General features: G+C 60.7%; 11 protein-coding genes. 10 read left to right on the forward strand and 1 reads right to left on the reverse strand.

All coding sequences use genetic code 11. The annotated features are described in order from the left end of the window. Window positions 1–30: 30 nt before the first annotated feature. The gene (locus FS767_RS01540; protein ID WP_023532636.1) at window positions 31–1,407 is read right to left on the reverse strand and encodes a glutamine synthetase family protein; all 1,377 of its coding nucleotides are present in this window, start codon (window positions 1,405–1,407) and stop codon (window positions 31–33) included. A 573-nt stretch (window positions 1,408–1,980) separates the two neighbouring features. On the opposite strand from FS767_RS01540, the gene FS767_RS01550 reads away from it, so the two are divergent. From FS767_RS01550 to FS767_RS01595, 10 genes are all read left to right on the forward strand, one after another. After that, complete coding sequence (locus FS767_RS01550) at window positions 1,981–3,339, forward strand: glutamine synthetase family protein (protein ID WP_058602841.1); 1,359 nt, start codon at window positions 1,981–1,983, stop codon at window positions 3,337–3,339. Between the two features lie 48 nt (window positions 3,340–3,387). Beyond that, entirely contained in the window at window positions 3,388–4,749 is a 1,362-nt protein-coding gene (locus FS767_RS01555) for an aspartate aminotransferase family protein (protein ID WP_144963958.1), read from the forward strand. Window positions 4,750–4,909: 160 nt separating this feature from the next. Next, window positions 4,910–6,007: a polyamine ABC transporter substrate-binding protein gene (locus FS767_RS01560; protein WP_144963959.1), complete on the forward strand. Its 1,098-nt coding sequence runs from the start codon at window positions 4,910–4,912 to the stop codon at window positions 6,005–6,007. Window positions 6,008–6,165: 158 nt separating this feature from the next. Beyond that, window positions 6,166–7,260 (forward strand): polyamine ABC transporter substrate-binding protein, encoded by a 1,095-nt coding sequence (locus tag FS767_RS01565; protein WP_144963960.1) that lies wholly within the window; start codon window positions 6,166–6,168, stop codon window positions 7,258–7,260. Window positions 7,261–7,328: 68 nt separating this feature from the next. Next, window positions 7,329–8,471 carry a polyamine ABC transporter ATP-binding protein gene (potA, locus tag FS767_RS01570; RefSeq protein WP_058602845.1) on the forward strand — a complete coding sequence of 381 codons (1,143 nt, stop codon included), beginning with the start codon at window positions 7,329–7,331 and terminating at the stop codon, window positions 8,469–8,471. Further along, on the forward strand, window positions 8,468–9,388 hold the full coding sequence (locus FS767_RS01575; protein WP_058638175.1) for an ABC transporter permease subunit: 921 nt from the start codon (window positions 8,468–8,470) through the stop codon (window positions 9,386–9,388). The genes potA and FS767_RS01575 overlap by 4 nt, the downstream gene beginning before the upstream one ends. Further along, window positions 9,385–10,275 carry an ABC transporter permease subunit gene (locus FS767_RS01580; RefSeq protein ID WP_023532426.1) on the forward strand — a complete coding sequence of 297 codons (891 nt, stop codon included), beginning with the start codon at window positions 9,385–9,387 and terminating at the stop codon, window positions 10,273–10,275. Before FS767_RS01575 ends, FS767_RS01580 begins: the two co-directional genes overlap by 4 nt. Before the next feature lie 232 nt (window positions 10,276–10,507). Continuing rightward, a complete protein-coding gene (locus FS767_RS01585) occupies window positions 10,508–11,596 on the forward strand; it encodes an efflux RND transporter periplasmic adaptor subunit (protein WP_144963961.1) in 1,089 nt (362 codons plus the stop codon). Next, window positions 11,593–12,660 carry an efflux RND transporter periplasmic adaptor subunit gene (locus FS767_RS01590; protein WP_058638173.1) on the forward strand — a complete coding sequence of 356 codons (1,068 nt, stop codon included), beginning with the start codon at window positions 11,593–11,595 and terminating at the stop codon, window positions 12,658–12,660. The genes FS767_RS01585 and FS767_RS01590 overlap by 4 nt, the downstream gene beginning before the upstream one ends. Continuing rightward, window positions 12,657–15,710: an efflux RND transporter permease subunit gene (locus FS767_RS01595; RefSeq protein ID WP_100852462.1), complete on the forward strand. Its 3,054-nt coding sequence runs from the start codon at window positions 12,657–12,659 to the stop codon at window positions 15,708–15,710. The genes FS767_RS01590 and FS767_RS01595 overlap by 4 nt, the downstream gene beginning before the upstream one ends. Window positions 15,711–15,908: the final 198 nt, after the last annotated feature.

Genomic DNA, 15,908 nt, shown 5'->3' on the forward strand with positions numbered 1-15,908 from the left:
AAACGCCGCCTTGATGGGCGGCGTTTTGGTTTACACGGTGTGCAGGTACCAGTTGTACTCGAGGTCGGAGATCGAATGTTCGAACTCCTCCAGCTCGCTTTCCTTGCACGCGACGAAGATGTCGATGTACTTCGGATCGATGTACTTGTTCAGGATTTCGCTGTCATCCAACTCGCGCAGCGCATCACGCAGGTTGTTCGGCAGGCTCTGTTCCAGCTGCTCGTACGAGTTGCCTTCGATAGGCTCCCCAGGCTCGACCTTGTTGGTCAGGCCATGGTGAACACCTGCCAGCACGGCCGCCATCATCAGGTACGGGTTGGCATCGGCGCCAGCCACGCGGTGCTCAAGGCGCACAGCATCGGGCGAGCCGGTCGGTACGCGCAGCGCCACGGTGCGGTTGTCCAGGCCCCAGCTTGGCGCATTGGGCACGTAGAACTGCGCGCCAAAGCGGCGATAGGAGTTGACGTTCGGGCACAGGAACGCCATGGACGCAGGCAGGGTCTCGAGCACACCGCCGACAGCGTGACGTAGCGCGGCGTTCTGCTCGGGATCCTCGCTGGTGAAGATGTTGTTGCCATCTTTGTCCAGCACGGAAATGTGTACATGCAGACCATTGCCTGCCTGCCCTGGGTAGGGCTTGGCCATGAAGGTAGTGTCCATTTCATGGTCGTAGGCGATGTTCTTGATCAGGCGCTTGAGCAGCACGGCGTAGTCGCACGCCTTGAGCGGGTCCGGCACATGGTGCAGGTTGACTTCGAACTGAGCCGGGGCGCTTTCCTTGACGATGGCATCGGCAGGAATACCCTGTTCCTTGGCCCCTTCGAGGATGTCCTGCAGGCAGTCGGCATACTCATCCAGGTCATCGATCAGGTAGACCTGGGTCGATTGCGGACGCTTGCCGGAAATGGGCGAGCGCGGCGGCTGCGGACGGCCGTTCACGTTCTCCTGGTCGATCAGGTAGAACTCCAGCTCGAATGCGGCGCAGATGGTCAGGCCCATGTCGTCGAACTTGCTTACCACCTGGCGCAGCACTTCACGCGGGTCGGCGAAGAAAGGTTCGCCTTCGAGCTCGTGCATGGTCATCAGCAGCTGGGCAGTGGGGCGCTTTTGCCACGGCTCGTTGGAGAGGGTGTCAGGGATCGGATAGCAGATGCGGTCTGCATCGCCGATGTCCAGGCCCAGCCCGGTGCTTTCGACGGTGGAGCCATTGATATCCAGTGCAAACAGAGAGGCCGGCAGGTTGATGCCTTTCTCGTAAACCTTGTGGAGGCTGGTGCGCTCTATGCGCTTGCCGCGCACCACACCATTCATATCTGCAATCAGAAGGTCAACGTAGAGAACCTCAGGATGTTCCTTAAGGAACGCGTTCGCTTCGTTAAGCTGAACGGCACGCGGGGGTACCGACATGATGCAACACCTTTGTTGTTAAAAATATCAATCAAGGGGGGCTTGCAGGACCAGTCAATCGAAAAGCCATACTGATGTCAAGCCAACCCCATGATGCCCTGAAATGGCACATCTACGGCAGATTTGCTGCATATCGGGGCACGGCATTATCCGCTATTTTTCTGGAAAAGCGCTATCGCGAGCACTGCGTCGTTTATTTTTTACGCAGGTGTTGTGTAAAAAAATGAACGGCGCTAAGCTCCGATTCAACCCAAAACAGAATAATACGAGGGTCTCATGGTCCGCCTGCCGCGACCTGGAAGCGCTGCCAATGCAGTGCAGTCAGGCTGTTCAGTCATGTTTGCCAGGCCTGCCAACCGCGTGGGGGCAGTGCTCGCAATAATTGACGTCTGGCACGCCCGGCCCCGCCTTCATGGCACCCCATCTCTACGCTTCGCTTCTTTCTGCCGTTACAAATCGCCTCGGACACACGTGGTTTCAGTGTATCCACCGTCCGCCTGCGCGGGGGTTTTGCTTTAGCCATCCACTGCATCCAGAATCAAGGCGCGGACCACTTTACCTCCTGAGGTATTTATGAGTAACAACCTCGACCAGCTCACCGATTGGTTGAAAGAGCACAAGATCACCGAAGTCGAATGCCTGATCAGCGACTTGACCGGCATCACGCGCGGCAAGATTTCGCCTACCAACAAGTTCATCGCCGAAAAAGGCATGCGCCTGCCCGAGAGCGTGTTGCTGCAGACAGTGACCGGCGACTATGTCGACGACGACATCTATTACGAGCTGCTGGACCCTGCAGACATCGACATGATCTGCCGGCCTGACGAGAATGCCGTGTTCCTGGTGCCATGGGCCATCGAGCCGACCGCGCAGGTCATCCACGATACCTACGACAAGAAGGGCAACCCCGTAGAGCTGTCGCCGCGCAATGTGCTCAAGAAGGTGCTCAAGCTCTACGCTGACAAGGGCTGGCAGCCCATCGTCGCGCCCGAGATGGAGTTCTACCTGACCAAGCGCAGCGAAGACCCTGACTTCCCGCTGCAACCGCCGGTGGGCCGTTCGGGGCGGCCCGAAACCGGGCGCCAGTCCTTCTCCATCGAAGCTGCGAACGAATTCGACCCGCTGTTCGAGGATGTCTATGACTGGTGCGAATTGCAGCAGTTGGACCTCGATACGCTGATCCACGAAGACGGCACGGCGCAGATGGAAATCAACTTCCGTCACGGCGATGCCCTGCACCTGGCCGACCAGATCCTGGTGTTCAAGCGCACCATGCGCGAAGCGGCGCTCAAGCACAACGTGGCAGCCACCTTCATGGCCAAGCCCATGACCGGCGAGCCTGGCAGCGCGATGCACCTGCACCAGAGCGTGGTCGACGTGACCACCGGCAAGAATATCTTCAGCAATGAAGACGGCAGCATGAGCACGCTGTTTCTGAACCACATCGGCGGCCTGCAGAAATTCATTCCCGAAGCGCTGCCGCTGTTCGCGCCGAACGTGAACTCGTTCCGCCGCTTCCTTCCGGATACCTCGGCACCGGTGAACGTGGAGTGGGGCGAGGAAAATCGTACGGTAGGCCTGCGCGTGCCTGACGCCGGCCCGCAAAGCCGGCGCGTCGAAAACCGCCTGCCGGGTGCGGATGCCAACCCGTACCTGGCCATCGCCGCGAGCCTGCTGTGTGGCTACATCGGCATGGTCGAAGGTATCGAGGCCAGCGCCCCGGTCCAAGGGCGGGGTTACGAGCGCCGCAACCTGCGCCTGCCGCTGACCATCGAGGATGCCCTGGAGCGCATGGAAAACAGCCGTGCCCTGGAGCAGTACCTGGGCAAGAAATTCATCGCCGGCTACGTGGCCACCAAGCGTGCCGAGCACGAGAACTTCAAGCGCGTCATCAGTTCCTGGGAGCGTGAATTCCTGCTGTTCGCAGTTTGATCAACCTCGGCCCCGCAGGCGCGCGGCCGTCCGTCAACGGAGAAGCACATGAGCCTGAACAACCCGCAAACCCGTGAATGGCAAGCCCTCAGTGGCGAGCATCACCTCGCGCCTTTCAGCGACTACAAGCAGCTCAAGGACAAGGGGCCGCGCATTATCACCAAGGCGCAGGGCGTGCATTTGTGGGACAGCGAGGGGCACAAGATTCTCGACGGCATGGCTGGCCTGTGGTGCGTGGCCGTGGGGTATGGGCGTGAGGAGCTGGTTCAGGCGGCAGAGCGGCAGATGCGTGAGCTGCCCTACTACAACCTGTTCTTCCAGACTGCCCATCCTCCGGCGCTGGAGTTGGCCAAGGCGATCACCCAAGTGGCGCCCGAGGGCATGAGCCATGTGTTCTTCACCAGTTCAGGCTCCGAAGGCAACGACACGGTGCTGCGCATGGTTCGCCATTACTGGGCACTCAAGGGCAAACCGAGCAAGCAGACCCTGATCGGCCGGGTCAACGGTTATCACGGCTCCACCGTGGCCGGCGCCAGCCTGGGCGGCATGAGTGGCATGCACGAGCAAGGCGGCCTGCCTATCCCCGGCGTGGTGCACATCCCCCAGCCGTACTGGTATGGCGAGGGCGGTGACATGACACCGGAGGCGTTCGGGGTCTGGGCTGCGGAGCAACTGGAAAAGAAAATTCTCGAAGTCGGCGAGGACAACGTCGCAGCGTTCATCGCCGAGCCCATCCAGGGCGCAGGTGGCGTGATCATCCCGCCAGACACCTACTGGCCGAAGATCAAGGAAATTCTGGCCCGTTACGACATCCTCTTTGTGGCCGACGAAGTCATTTGCGGCTTCGGGCGAACAGGGCAGTGGTTCGGCTCGGATTTCTACGACCTCAAGCCCGACCTGATGACCATCGCCAAAGGCCTTACCTCCGGTTACATCCCCATGGGCGGTGTGATCGTGCGTGACAAGGTAGCCAAGGTGCTCAGTGAAGGCGGGGATTTCAATCACGGCTTCACCTATTCGGGGCATCCTGTGGCTGCCGCAGTGGCCCTGGAAAACCTGCGCATCCTGCGCGACGAACAAATCGTCGAGAAAGCGCGCACCGAAGCGGCACCGTATTTGCAAAAGCGTCTGCGTGAGTTGCAGGACCACCCGCTGGTAGGCGAGGTGCGCGGTGTTGGCCTGCTCGGCGCGATCGAGCTGGTCAAGGACAAGGCGACCCGCAGCCGTTTCGAGGGCAAGGGCGCTGGCATGATCTGCCGTAATTTCTGCTTCGACAATGGTCTGATCATGCGGGCTGTTGGCGACACGATGATCATCGCGCCACCTCTGGTAATCAGCCCGGCCGAGATCGACGAACTGGTGGAAAAGGCACGCAAATGCCTGGACCTGACGCTCGAAGCGATTCGCTGACAGCTAGCGATGTGACATTAAGTCGTTACAAGGGTCAGGTTTCCTTGAAACCGGGCCTTGTAACTTGCCAGACTAGCGGCTGCTTCAGTCGCCCACACGCGTGTACTGCGGGACCCGGCTTCTGAACGGATAGCTAATCGAACACTCTGGAGCATGACGCATGAAGAATATGGGCAAGACGTTGTTGGCTGCCGCGCTGATGGGCGCAGTGGTCGGGGCTGTACAGGCTGAAGACAAGGTACTGAACGTCTACAACTGGTCGGACTACATCGCTCCGGACACCATCGCCAAGTTCGAGAAAGAGTCGGGCATCAAGGTCAAGTACGACGTGTTCGACAGCAACGAAACCCTGGAGGCCAAGTTGCTGGCCGGCAAGTCCGGCTATGACATTGTGGTGCCTTCCAACAACTTCCTGGCCAAGCAGATCAAGGCTGGCGTCTATCAGGAACTCGATCGCACCCAGCTGCCTAACTGGAAGAACCTCGACGAGGACCTGCTCAAGGCCGTGGGCGATGCCAGCGACCCGGGCAACAAGTACGCCTTCCCCTACATGTGGGGCTCGATCGGCATCGGCTACAACCCAGAGAAGGTCAAGGCCGCGCTGGGCGTGGACAAGATCGACTCCTGGGACGTGGTCTTCAAGCCAGAGAATATTGCCAAGCTCAAGAGCTGTGGCGTGAGCTTCCTCGATGCCCCAACCGAAATGCTGCCAGCTGCCCTGCATTACCTGGGCCTGCCGACCAACAGCACCAAGAAGGAAGACCTCAAGGCTGCCGAAGACCTGTTCCTCAAGATCCGTCCTTCGATCACCTACTTCCATTCCTCCAAGTACATTGGTGATCTGGCCAACGGCAACATCTGCCTGGCAGTCGGCTACTCGGGTGACCTGGAGCAGTCCAAGACCCGCGCCCACGAAGCGGGAGACAAGGTCAAGCTGGACTACGTGATTCCGAAAGAAGGCGCCGGCACCTTCTATGACATGGTTGCCATGCCCAAGGATGCCGAGCACAAGGAAGCGGCCTACAAGTTCATGGACTTCCTGATGCAGCCGCAAGTCATGGCCGAAATCACCAATGCCGTGCGCTTCCCCAACGGCAACAAGGCCGCGACCGCCTTCGTGGACAAGGACATCACCAGCGACCCAAGCATCTATCCGTCCGCTGAAGTGAAAAAGCAGCTGTACGCCATTGCCGCCCCTGACGCAGCAGTGCAACGGGTGATTACCCGCAGCTGGACCAAGATCAAATCGGGCAAATAAGCCTGATGTAGCATTTTCGGGCCGGGTATTCCCGGTCCGAAACCAGTGAAAGGCAATTGAGCATTGCGGCATCGAAGCTGCGAAGGTAAGTTGCGCGCCGGTTTTGCGTGTGCGGCAGCATTGTCGCTACCCAGACACTGATTGTGAGGACCACCCACTTGTCCAATTCTGTATTACGCAAGGCCATGATGGCTGCAGCGAGCCTGACGCTGGCATGCAGCGTCCAAGCGGCGCCTACGGTGCATTTCTACAACTGGTCCGACTATATCGGCCCTGACACCCTCTCAGGCTTCGAGAAAGCCACGGGCATCAAGCCGGTGCAGGATGTCTTCGATTCCAACGAGACCCTGGAAGGTAAGCTGCTGGCCGGCAGGACCGGCTATGACGTGGTCGTGCCTTCCAACCATTTCCTGGGCAAGCAGATCAAGGCGGGCGCTTTCCAGAAGCTCGACAAGGCACTGCTACCCAATTACGCGAACCTTGATCCTGCGCTGATGAAGCGTCTGGAGAAGAACGATCCGGGCAACCTGTATGCCGTGCCTTACCTGTGGGGCACCAATGGCATCGGGTACAACGTCGACAAGGTCAAGGAGGCGCTTGGCGTCGATACCATCGATTCCTGGGCGGTGCTGTTCGAACCCGAGAACATGAAGAAGCTGTCCAAGTGCGGTGTGGCCTTCCTCGACTCGGCGGACGAAATGCTTCCGGCCGTCCTCAACTACATGGGCCTGGATCCCAACAGCACCAACCCCAAGGATTACGCCAAGGCCGAGCAGAAGCTGCTGGCGGTGCGCCCCTACGTGACCTACTTCCATTCGTCCAAGTACATCACCGACCTTGCCAACGGCAACATCTGTGTCGCGGCGGGTTTCTCGGGTGATGTGTTCCAGGCCAAGGCCCGCGCCGAAGAGGCGAAGAAGGGCGTGAACCTGGCTTATGCCATTCCCAAAGAAGGCGGCAACCTCTGGTTCGACGTGCTGGCGATCCCCAAGGACGCCAAGAACGTGGAGCAGGCGCATGCCTTGATCAACTATTTGCTGAAACCTGAGGTTATCGCCCAGGTCAGTGATTACGTCGGTTATGCCAACCCTAACTCGAAGGCTGGCGACCTGATGGACCAGGCCGTGAGGACTGACGCTGCGGTCTATCCACCGCAGGATGTGCTGGACAAGATGTTCGTGAACTCAGAGCTGCCGGCCAAGGTGCAGCGCCTGATGACCCGTAGCTGGACCAAGGTCAAGTCGGGCAAGTAATCCACCTCACCCGCGCGACCTGCCTGGCAGGCCGCGCGGGCACAAAAATCTTGTTGGGAGTTTCACTCATGGCAGTTGCCTCCGGCGCCTATAAGAAAGCCCTCGAGGGTGGCCAGCAACCCAAGCAGGTGCTGGTCAAGATCGACCGGGTCACGAAAAAATTCGACGAAACGGTAGCGGTGGACGATGTGTCCCTGGAAATCCGCAAGGGCGAAATCTTCGCCTTGCTCGGCGGTTCCGGCTCCGGTAAGTCGACCTTGCTGCGCATGCTGGCAGGCTTCGAACGCCCCACTGAAGGGCGCATCTTCCTGGACGGTGTGGACATCACCGACATGCCGCCCTACGAGCGGCCGATCAACATGATGTTCCAGTCCTACGCCCTGTTCCCGCACATGACCGTGGCGCAGAACATCGCCTTCGGCCTGCAGCAGGACCGCTTGCCCAAGGCCGAGGTCGACGCCCGCGTGGCCGAGATGCTCAAGCTGGTGCACATGACCCAGTACGCCAAGCGCAAACCGCATCAGCTCTCCGGTGGCCAGCGCCAGCGCGTGGCCTTGGCCCGCTCCCTGGCCAAGCGCCCCAAGCTGTTGCTGCTGGACGAGCCGATGGGCGCCCTGGACAAGAAGCTGCGTTCGCAGATGCAATTGGAGCTGGTGGAAATCATCGAGCGCGTCGGTGTGACCTGCGTGATGGTGACCCACGACCAGGAAGAGGCCATGACCATGGCCCAGCGCATCGCCATCATGCACTTGGGATGGATCGCTCAGATCGGCTCTCCGGTGGATATCTACGAAACCCCGACCAGCCGCCTGGTCTGCGAATTCATCGGCAACGTCAACCTGTTCGATGCCGAGGTGATCGACGATGCCGAAGGTCATGCCCTGATCGCCTCGCCTGAACTTGAGCGCAAGATCTACGTCGGGCATGGTGTTTCCACCTCCGTGGAAGACAAGCACATCACCTATGCGCTGCGCCCGGAAAAGATGCTGGTCACCACTGTCCAGCCTGACTTCGAGTACAACTGGTCGCGCGGCAAGATCCATGACATCGCCTACCTGGGCGGTCATTCGGTGTTCTACGTGAAGCTACCCAGTGGCAAGGTGGTGCAGTCGTTCGTTGCCAACGCCGAGCGCCAAGGCGCGCGCCCTACGTGGGACGATGAAGTCTACGTATGGTGGGAAGACGACAGCGGCGTGGTACTGCGGTCATGAAGCTGCGCAAGCTCAAGCGAGCGTTCCGGCGCATCACCCCTGAGGGGCGGCACCTGGTGATCGGTGTTCCTTTCGTGTGGCTGTTCCTGTTCTTCATGCTGCCGTTTTTCATCGTCCTGAAGATCAGCTTCGCCGAAGCTGACGTGGCGATCCCGCCTTATACCGAGATCTACAGCTACGTCGAGGACAAGATCCAGTTGGTGCTCAACCTGGCCAACTACGGTTTGCTGACCGAGGACGACCTGTACATCTCGGCCTACCTGGGTTCGCTTAAGATGGCGTTCATCAGCACGCTGCTCTGCCTGCTGATCGGCTACCCGATGGCCTACGCCATCGCCAATGCCAAGAAGGAAACCCAGACCGTCCTGTTGCTGCTGATCATGATGCCAACATGGACGGCAATCCTGATCCGCGTGTATGCCTGGATGGGCATTCTCAGCAATAACGGGTTACTTAACGGCTTTCTGATGTGGACCGGGCTGATCGACCAGCCGCTGCAGATCCTGAATACCAACTTGGCGGTGTACATCGGCGTGGTCTATTCCTACCTGCCGTTCATGATCCTGCCCTTGTTCGCCAACCTGGTGAAGCATGACCCAAGCCTGCTCGAAGCGGCATCCGACCTGGGGTCGAGTACCTTCAACAGCTTCTGGAAAATCACCGTGCCGCTGTCGAAAAACGGCATCATCGCCGGGTGTATGCTGGTGTTCATCCCCGTGGTGGGCGAATTCGTGATCCCCGAGCTGCTCGGCGGTCCGGAAACCCTGATGATCGGCAAGGTGTTGTGGCAGGAGTTCTTCAACAACCGTGACTGGCCGGTGGCTTCCGCATTGGCGGTGGTGATGCTGGCGATCCTGATCGTGCCGATTCTGCTGTTCAACCGCAGCCAGGCCAAGGAAATGGAGGGCAGGGCATGAAGCGCTTCGGTTTTTCCAAGCTGATGCTGGTGTTCGGCTTGCTGTTCATTTACTTGCCGATGGTGATTCTGGTCATCTACTCGTTCAACGCCTCCAAGCTGGTGACGGTGTGGGGCGGGTGGTCGGTGAAATGGTACGTCGGCCTGCTGGACAACACCCAGCTGATCGGCTCGGTGATGCGCTCGCTGGAAATTGCCTGCTACACGGCGGTGGCAGCGGTTGCGTTGGGCACCATGGCCGCTTTCGTGCTGACCCGGGTCACCCGCTTCCGCGGGCGCACCTTGTTCGGCGGCCTGGTCACTGCGCCGCTGGTGATGCCTGAAGTCATCACCGGTCTGTCGCTGTTGCTGCTGTTCGTGGCCATGGCGCAATTGATCGGTTGGCCGCAGGAGCGTGGCGTCGTCACCATCTGGATCGCCCACACCACCTTCTGTGCGGCCTATGTGGCGGTTGTCGTGTCGGCGCGGTTGCGTGAGCTGGACCTGTCGATCGAGGAAGCGGCCATGGACCTGGGAGCCAAGCCGTGGAAGGTGTTCTTCCTGATCACCATCCCCATGATTGCGCCATCGCTGGCTGCCGGCGGCATGATGTCGTTCGCGCTGTCGCTCGATGACCTGGTGCTGGCAAGCTTCGTGTCCGGGCCAGGCTCGACCACGTTGCCCATGGAAGTGTTCTCGGCGGTGCGCCTGGGCGTGAAGCCCGAGATCAACGCCGTGGCCAGCCTGATTCTGCTGTCCGTTTCGTTGGTTACGTTCTTTGTCTGGTACTTCAGCCGCCGTGCCGAAGAGCGCCGCCGCAAGGCTATACAGCAAGCCATCGAAGAGGGTGCGGCGGCCAACGCCTCGCAGCCACAGGTACGGCGCCCGGCGCCGGTGGCGCCGATCTGATTGAGGCGTAGCTGCTCGCTTGCAGGCGATCAGCTACGCCCGACCCAGCGCCCGTGATCTTGAGAGACTGCGGTACTGACACAATTGCTGGAGCTCGCTATACCTGACCTAACAAAGCCGCCCAGGGGTCTGAAGTGGGCAGGGCCTCTAGTACTCCAATAAGAATTATGGAACCCCGGCTTACCTGGCGAATCGCATGCATGAATCTTTTGCGCGCAAGAAAGGAGCCTCCATGACGTTGTCGCGTGTGCTGCTGGTCACCGGCTTGGGGGTGCTGGGCTTGCTCACGGGCTGCAGCAAGAGTGAGCCCGAAGGAACCCTGCCTCGCGTGGGCGTGCAGACTGTCCAATCTGCTGATTTCGCTGCCAGGGTGACCCTGACCGGTGATATCCAGGCGCGTGTGCAAACCGACCTTTCTTTCCGCGTAGGCGGCAAGATCATCTCGCGCGCGGTAGATGTGGGCGATCACGTCAAGGCCAAGCAGGTGCTGGCGCGGCTTGACCCCAAGGACCTGCAGAACAACGTCGCCTCGGCCAAGGCCGAGGTGTTCGCCGCCCAGGCGCGAGTCACCCAGGCCCAAGCCGCCTTCGTCCGCCAGCAGAAACTGCTGCCCAAGGGCTATACCAGCCAAAGCGAATACGATGCTGCCCAGGCCTCGCTGCGTAGCAACCAGAGCGCCCTGAAGGCCGCACAGGCTCAGCTGGCGAACGCCAACGAGCAGTTGAGCTATACCGCGCTGGTATCAGAGGCCGACGGTGTGATCACCGAGCGCCAGGCCGAGGTAGGCCAAGTGGTGCAAGCGACCATGCCGATCTTCAGCCTGGCCCGGGATGGCGAGCGTGATGCGGTCTTCAACGTCTATGAGTCCCTGTTGGCAGGCACCCCGAGCGATGCCAGCGTGGTGGTCAGCCTGCTGGACGATCCCAAGGTACAAGCCCGTGGGGCGGTGAGGGAAATCACCCCCACCGTCTCGGCCCAGAGCGGTACGGTACAGGTCAAGGTCGGTCTGCAGGACGTTCCGCCTGCCATGCAGTTGGGCGCGCCCGTCACCGTGACCACGCAGGGGCGGGGCAAGCCGAGTGTCGAGCTGCCTTGGTCGGCACTGACCAAAGGCCTGAAGAAGCCCGCCGTGTGGATCGTGGGTGAGGGCGACAAGGTGCAGTTGCGGGAAGTCGAAGTGAGCCGCTACCTGACCGGCACCGTGGTCATCGGCAAGGGCCTCGACGGTGGCGAAGTCGTCGTGGTAACCGGCGGGCAGCTGCTGCACCCCGGCATGAAAGTTGAAAAAGTCCCCGCCAAAGCGCCGGAGAGCCCGCTATGAAGCCTTGGCTGACACTGATGTGTGCCGGTGTGTTGCTTGTCGGGTGCGGCAAGCAAGAGCAGCCGCCAGAGCCGGTTCGCCCCGTGCTGTCGGTAGTGGTGCAACCTCAGTTGCAGGCCCGCCTGGGCCGCTTTGCAGGCGTCATCGAAGCGCGCTACGAAAGTACCTTGGGCTTTCGCGTAGGCGGTCGCATCGCACGCCGTTGGCTGGACGTCGGTGCCCAGGTCAAAGCGGGCGATACGCTGGCCACGCTGGATCCGACCGACCAGCAAAACCAGCTGCGTGCAGCTGAAGGCGACCTGGCCAGGGTGCAGGCGCAGTGGATCAACGCGCAGTCCGACGCCCGCCGGCAACAACAGTTGTACGACCGCGGCGTGGGTGCTCAGGCCCAGCTGGACATTGCCCAGACCAACCTGAAAACGGCCGGCGCCACGCTGGAGCAGGCCAGGTCTTCGGTCAGTCAGGCCCGTGATCAGCTCGGCTACACCACACTTCGTAGCGATCATGCGGCGGTGATCACCGCTTGGCAGGCCGAGGCGGGGCAAACCGTCACCGCTGGGCAGGCGGTGGTCAAGCTGGCCAGGCCAGACGTGAAGGAAGCCGTGATCGACCTGCCCATTGGCATTGCCGAGCAGTTGGCCCCGGACCTGACCTTCACCGTTGCCTCGCAGCTCAACCCCGCCGTCAACACCACCGCCACCTTGCGCGAGCTCGAGCCCAAGGCCGATGCCACTACCCGCACCCGGCGCGCGCGGCTGACCTTGGCCAGCACCCCTGAAACGTTCCACCTGGGAACTGCCGTCAGCGTCACCCTCAGCTCGCAGGTTTCTCCGCGCAGCGAACTGCCGGCCAGCGCTCTGCTCGAGCGCGATGGCAAGACCCAGGTGTGGGTCGTCGAACCTCAACAGAAAACTGTCGCTTTGCGCGACGTGACCCTGATCGACCGAAACGAAGACCGCATCGTCGTCTCATCAGGCGTACAGCCTGGGGAGCGGGTGGTGATCGCCGGCGTCAATAGCCTCAAGCCTGGCCAGCAGGTCACCTTCGACGAGGATGCGCAATGAAAGGAAGCTTCAACCTGTCCGAATGGGCACTCAAGCATCAGTCGTTCGTGTGGTACCTGATGTTCGTCGGCTTGCTCATGGGCATCTTTTCGTACTTCAACCTCGGTCGCGAAGAAGATCCGTCCTTCACCATCAAGACCATGGTGATCCAGACTCGCTGGCCTGGCGCTACCCAGGAGGAGACGCTGCTGCAGGTCACCGACCGGATCGAGAAGAAGCTAGAGGAGCTCGATTCGCTCGACTACACCAAGAGCTATACCCGGCCGGGTGAATCAACGGTGTTCGTCTACCTGCGCGACACTACCAAGGCAGACGACATACCGCAGATCTGGTACCAGGTACGCAAGAAAATCCAGGACATTCGCGGCGATTTCCCCGAGGGCTTGCAGGGCCCTGGCTTCAACGATGAATTCGGCGACGTATTCGGTTCCATCTACGCTTTCACCGCCGACGGGCTGAGCCTGCGTCAGTTGCGTGATTATGTGGAGCGGGCGCGGGCTGAAGTCCGTGAAGTGCCCAATATCGGCAAGATCGAAATGGTCGGTATCCAGGACGAAGTGCTCTACCTGAACTTCTCCACCCGCAAGCTCGCCGCCTTGGGTATCGACCAGCGTCAGGTGATGCAGGCTTTGCAGACGCAGAACAGCGTGACGCCAGCGGGCGTGATCGAGGCCGGGCCGGAGCGTATCTCCGTACGGACCAGCGGGCAGTTCGCCTCGGAAAAGGACCTTGAGAACGTCAACCTGCGCATCAACAACCGCTTCTACCGCCTGGCAGACGTTGCTCAGGTCGAGCGCGGCTATGCCGATCCGCCTGCGCCGATGTTCCGCTACAACGGCAAGACGGCCCTGGGCCTTGCCATCGGTATGCAGAAGGGCGGCAACATCCAGGAGTTTGGCAAGGCGCTGAAGCAGACCATGCAGCGCATTACCAACGAGCTTCCGGTAGGCGTCGATGTGCACACGGTGTCCAACCAGGCCACAGTGGTGGAGAAGGCCGTCGGTGGCTTCACCAGCGCGCTGTTCGAGGCGGTGATCATCGTACTGGCCGTCAGCTTCGTCAGCCTTGGCGTACGTGCAGGCCTGGTGGTGGCGTGCTCGATCCCGCTGGTGCTGGCCATGGTGTTCGTGTTCATGGAGTACAGCGGCATCACCATGCAACGCATCTCGCTGGGTGCGTTGATCATTGCACTGGGGCTGCTGGTCGATGACGCCATGATCACGGTGGAGGTGATGGTCACACGCCTTGAGATGGGCGAGAGCAAGCAGGACGCCGCAACGTTCGCCTATACCTCCACGGCCTTTCCCATGCTCACCGGTACGCTGGTGACCGTGGCCGGTTTCGTGCCGATCGGCCTGAACGCCAGTTCTGCCGGCGAATACACCTTTACGCTGTTCGCAGTCATTGCCGTAGCGCTGTTGGTGTCGTGGGTGGTCGCCGTGTTCTTCGCCCCCGTGCTGGGTGTGCACATTCTCAACGCCCGGAAGGTGAAATCCCATGATGACAAGCCGGGCAGGGTGGCCCGGGCGTTCGAGCAGGGTTTGTTGTGGAGCATGCGTCACCGCTGGCTGACCATCATCGGCACCGTGGTGCTGTTCGCCCTGGCCGTGTTCTGCATGCGCTTCGTGCAGAACCAGTTCTTCCCTGCATCGGACCGTCCGGAAATCCTGGTCGATCTGAACCTGCCACAGAATGCGTCGATCCAGGAAACCCGCAAGGTGGTCGACCAGCTGGAGGCAACGCTCAAGGACGATGAGAGCATCGACCACTGGAGCACCTACATCGGCCAGGGTGCGGTGCGCTTCTACCTGCCACTGGACCAGCAGTTGCAGAACCCCTACTACGCGCAGCTGGTCATCGTGAGCAAAGGCCTGGAAGAGCGCGGTGAACTCATCGCCCGCCTGCAGAAGCGCCTGCGCGAGGATTTTGTGGGTATCGGCTCGAACGTCCAGTCGCTGGAAATGGGGCCTCCGGTGGGGCGGCCGATCCAGTACCGGGTCAGCGGCAAGGACATCGACCAGGTGCGCAAGCATGCCATCGAGCTGGCGACGCTGCTGGACAAGAACCCCAACATCGGCGAAATGATCTACGACTGGAACGAGCCGGGCAAAGTGCTGCGCATCGATATCGCCCAGGACAAGGCCCGTCAGTTGGGGTTGTCGTCGGAAGACGTGGCCAATGTGATGAACAGCATCGTCACCGGCGTACCCGTCACCCAAGTCAACGACGATATCTACCTGATCGATGTGGTGGCCCGCGCCGTGGACAGCGAGCGGGGCTCCCCCGATACGCTGCAAAACCTGCAGATCCTAACGCCCAATGGCACCTCGATCCCGCTGCTGGCGTTTGCCACCGTGCGCTACGAACAGGAGCAGCCCCTGGTCTGGCGCCGCGACCGCAAGCCGACGATCACGCTCAAGGCCTCGGTCAACGGCGATATCCAACCCACGGACCTGGTGGCCCAGCTCAAGCCGGATATCGACAAATTCGCTAGCCAGTTGCCCACCGGCTATGAGATTGCAACCGGCGGTACGGTGGAGGAGAGCGGCAAGGCCCAGGGGCCCATCGCCAAGGTGATCCCGCTGATGCTGTTCCTCATGGCCACGTTCCTGATGATCCAATTGCACAGTGTGAAGAAGCTGTTCCTGGTGATCAGCGTGGCGCCATTGGGGCTCATCGGCGTGGTGTTGGCGCTGGTGCCGACCGGCACGCCAATGGGCTTCGTGGCGATTCTGGGTATTTTGGCGCTGGCCGGCATCATCATTCGTAACTCGGTGATTCTGGTGACCCAAATCGATGAGTTCGAAGCCCAGGGATACTCGCCTTGGGACGCCGTGGTCGAGGCGACCAACCATCGTCGCCGGCCGATTCTGCTGACTGCTGCAGCCGCCAGCCTGGGCATGATCCCGATTGCCCGCGAGGTGTTCTGGGGCCCGATGGCCTACGCCATGATCGGCGGCATCATCGTGGCGACCTTGCTCACGCTGCTGTTCTTGCCGGCGCTGTATGTAGCGTCCTACAAGATTCGGGAGCCTCGTCAGGAAGGTTGAGGCGCGATACGCGTCGCTTGCCAGCTGGGCCGCAAAGCGGCCCCGATATTGCGCGCTACGAAGCTGAAACCCTGGGGCTGCTGCGCAGCCCATCGCGGCGCAAGGCCGCTTGTATGGTTAAACTTGAAGGGGTGGTGGGACGCTAAAGCCGATTCTGACTGTCAGCAGCAGTACAGACTGTGGGAGACATCGCCCCAC

The sequence above is a fragment of the Pseudomonas sp. DE0010 genome (assembly GCF_007680745.1).
GTDB lineage: Bacteria > Pseudomonadota > Gammaproteobacteria > Pseudomonadales > Pseudomonadaceae > Aquipseudomonas > Aquipseudomonas parafulva_B.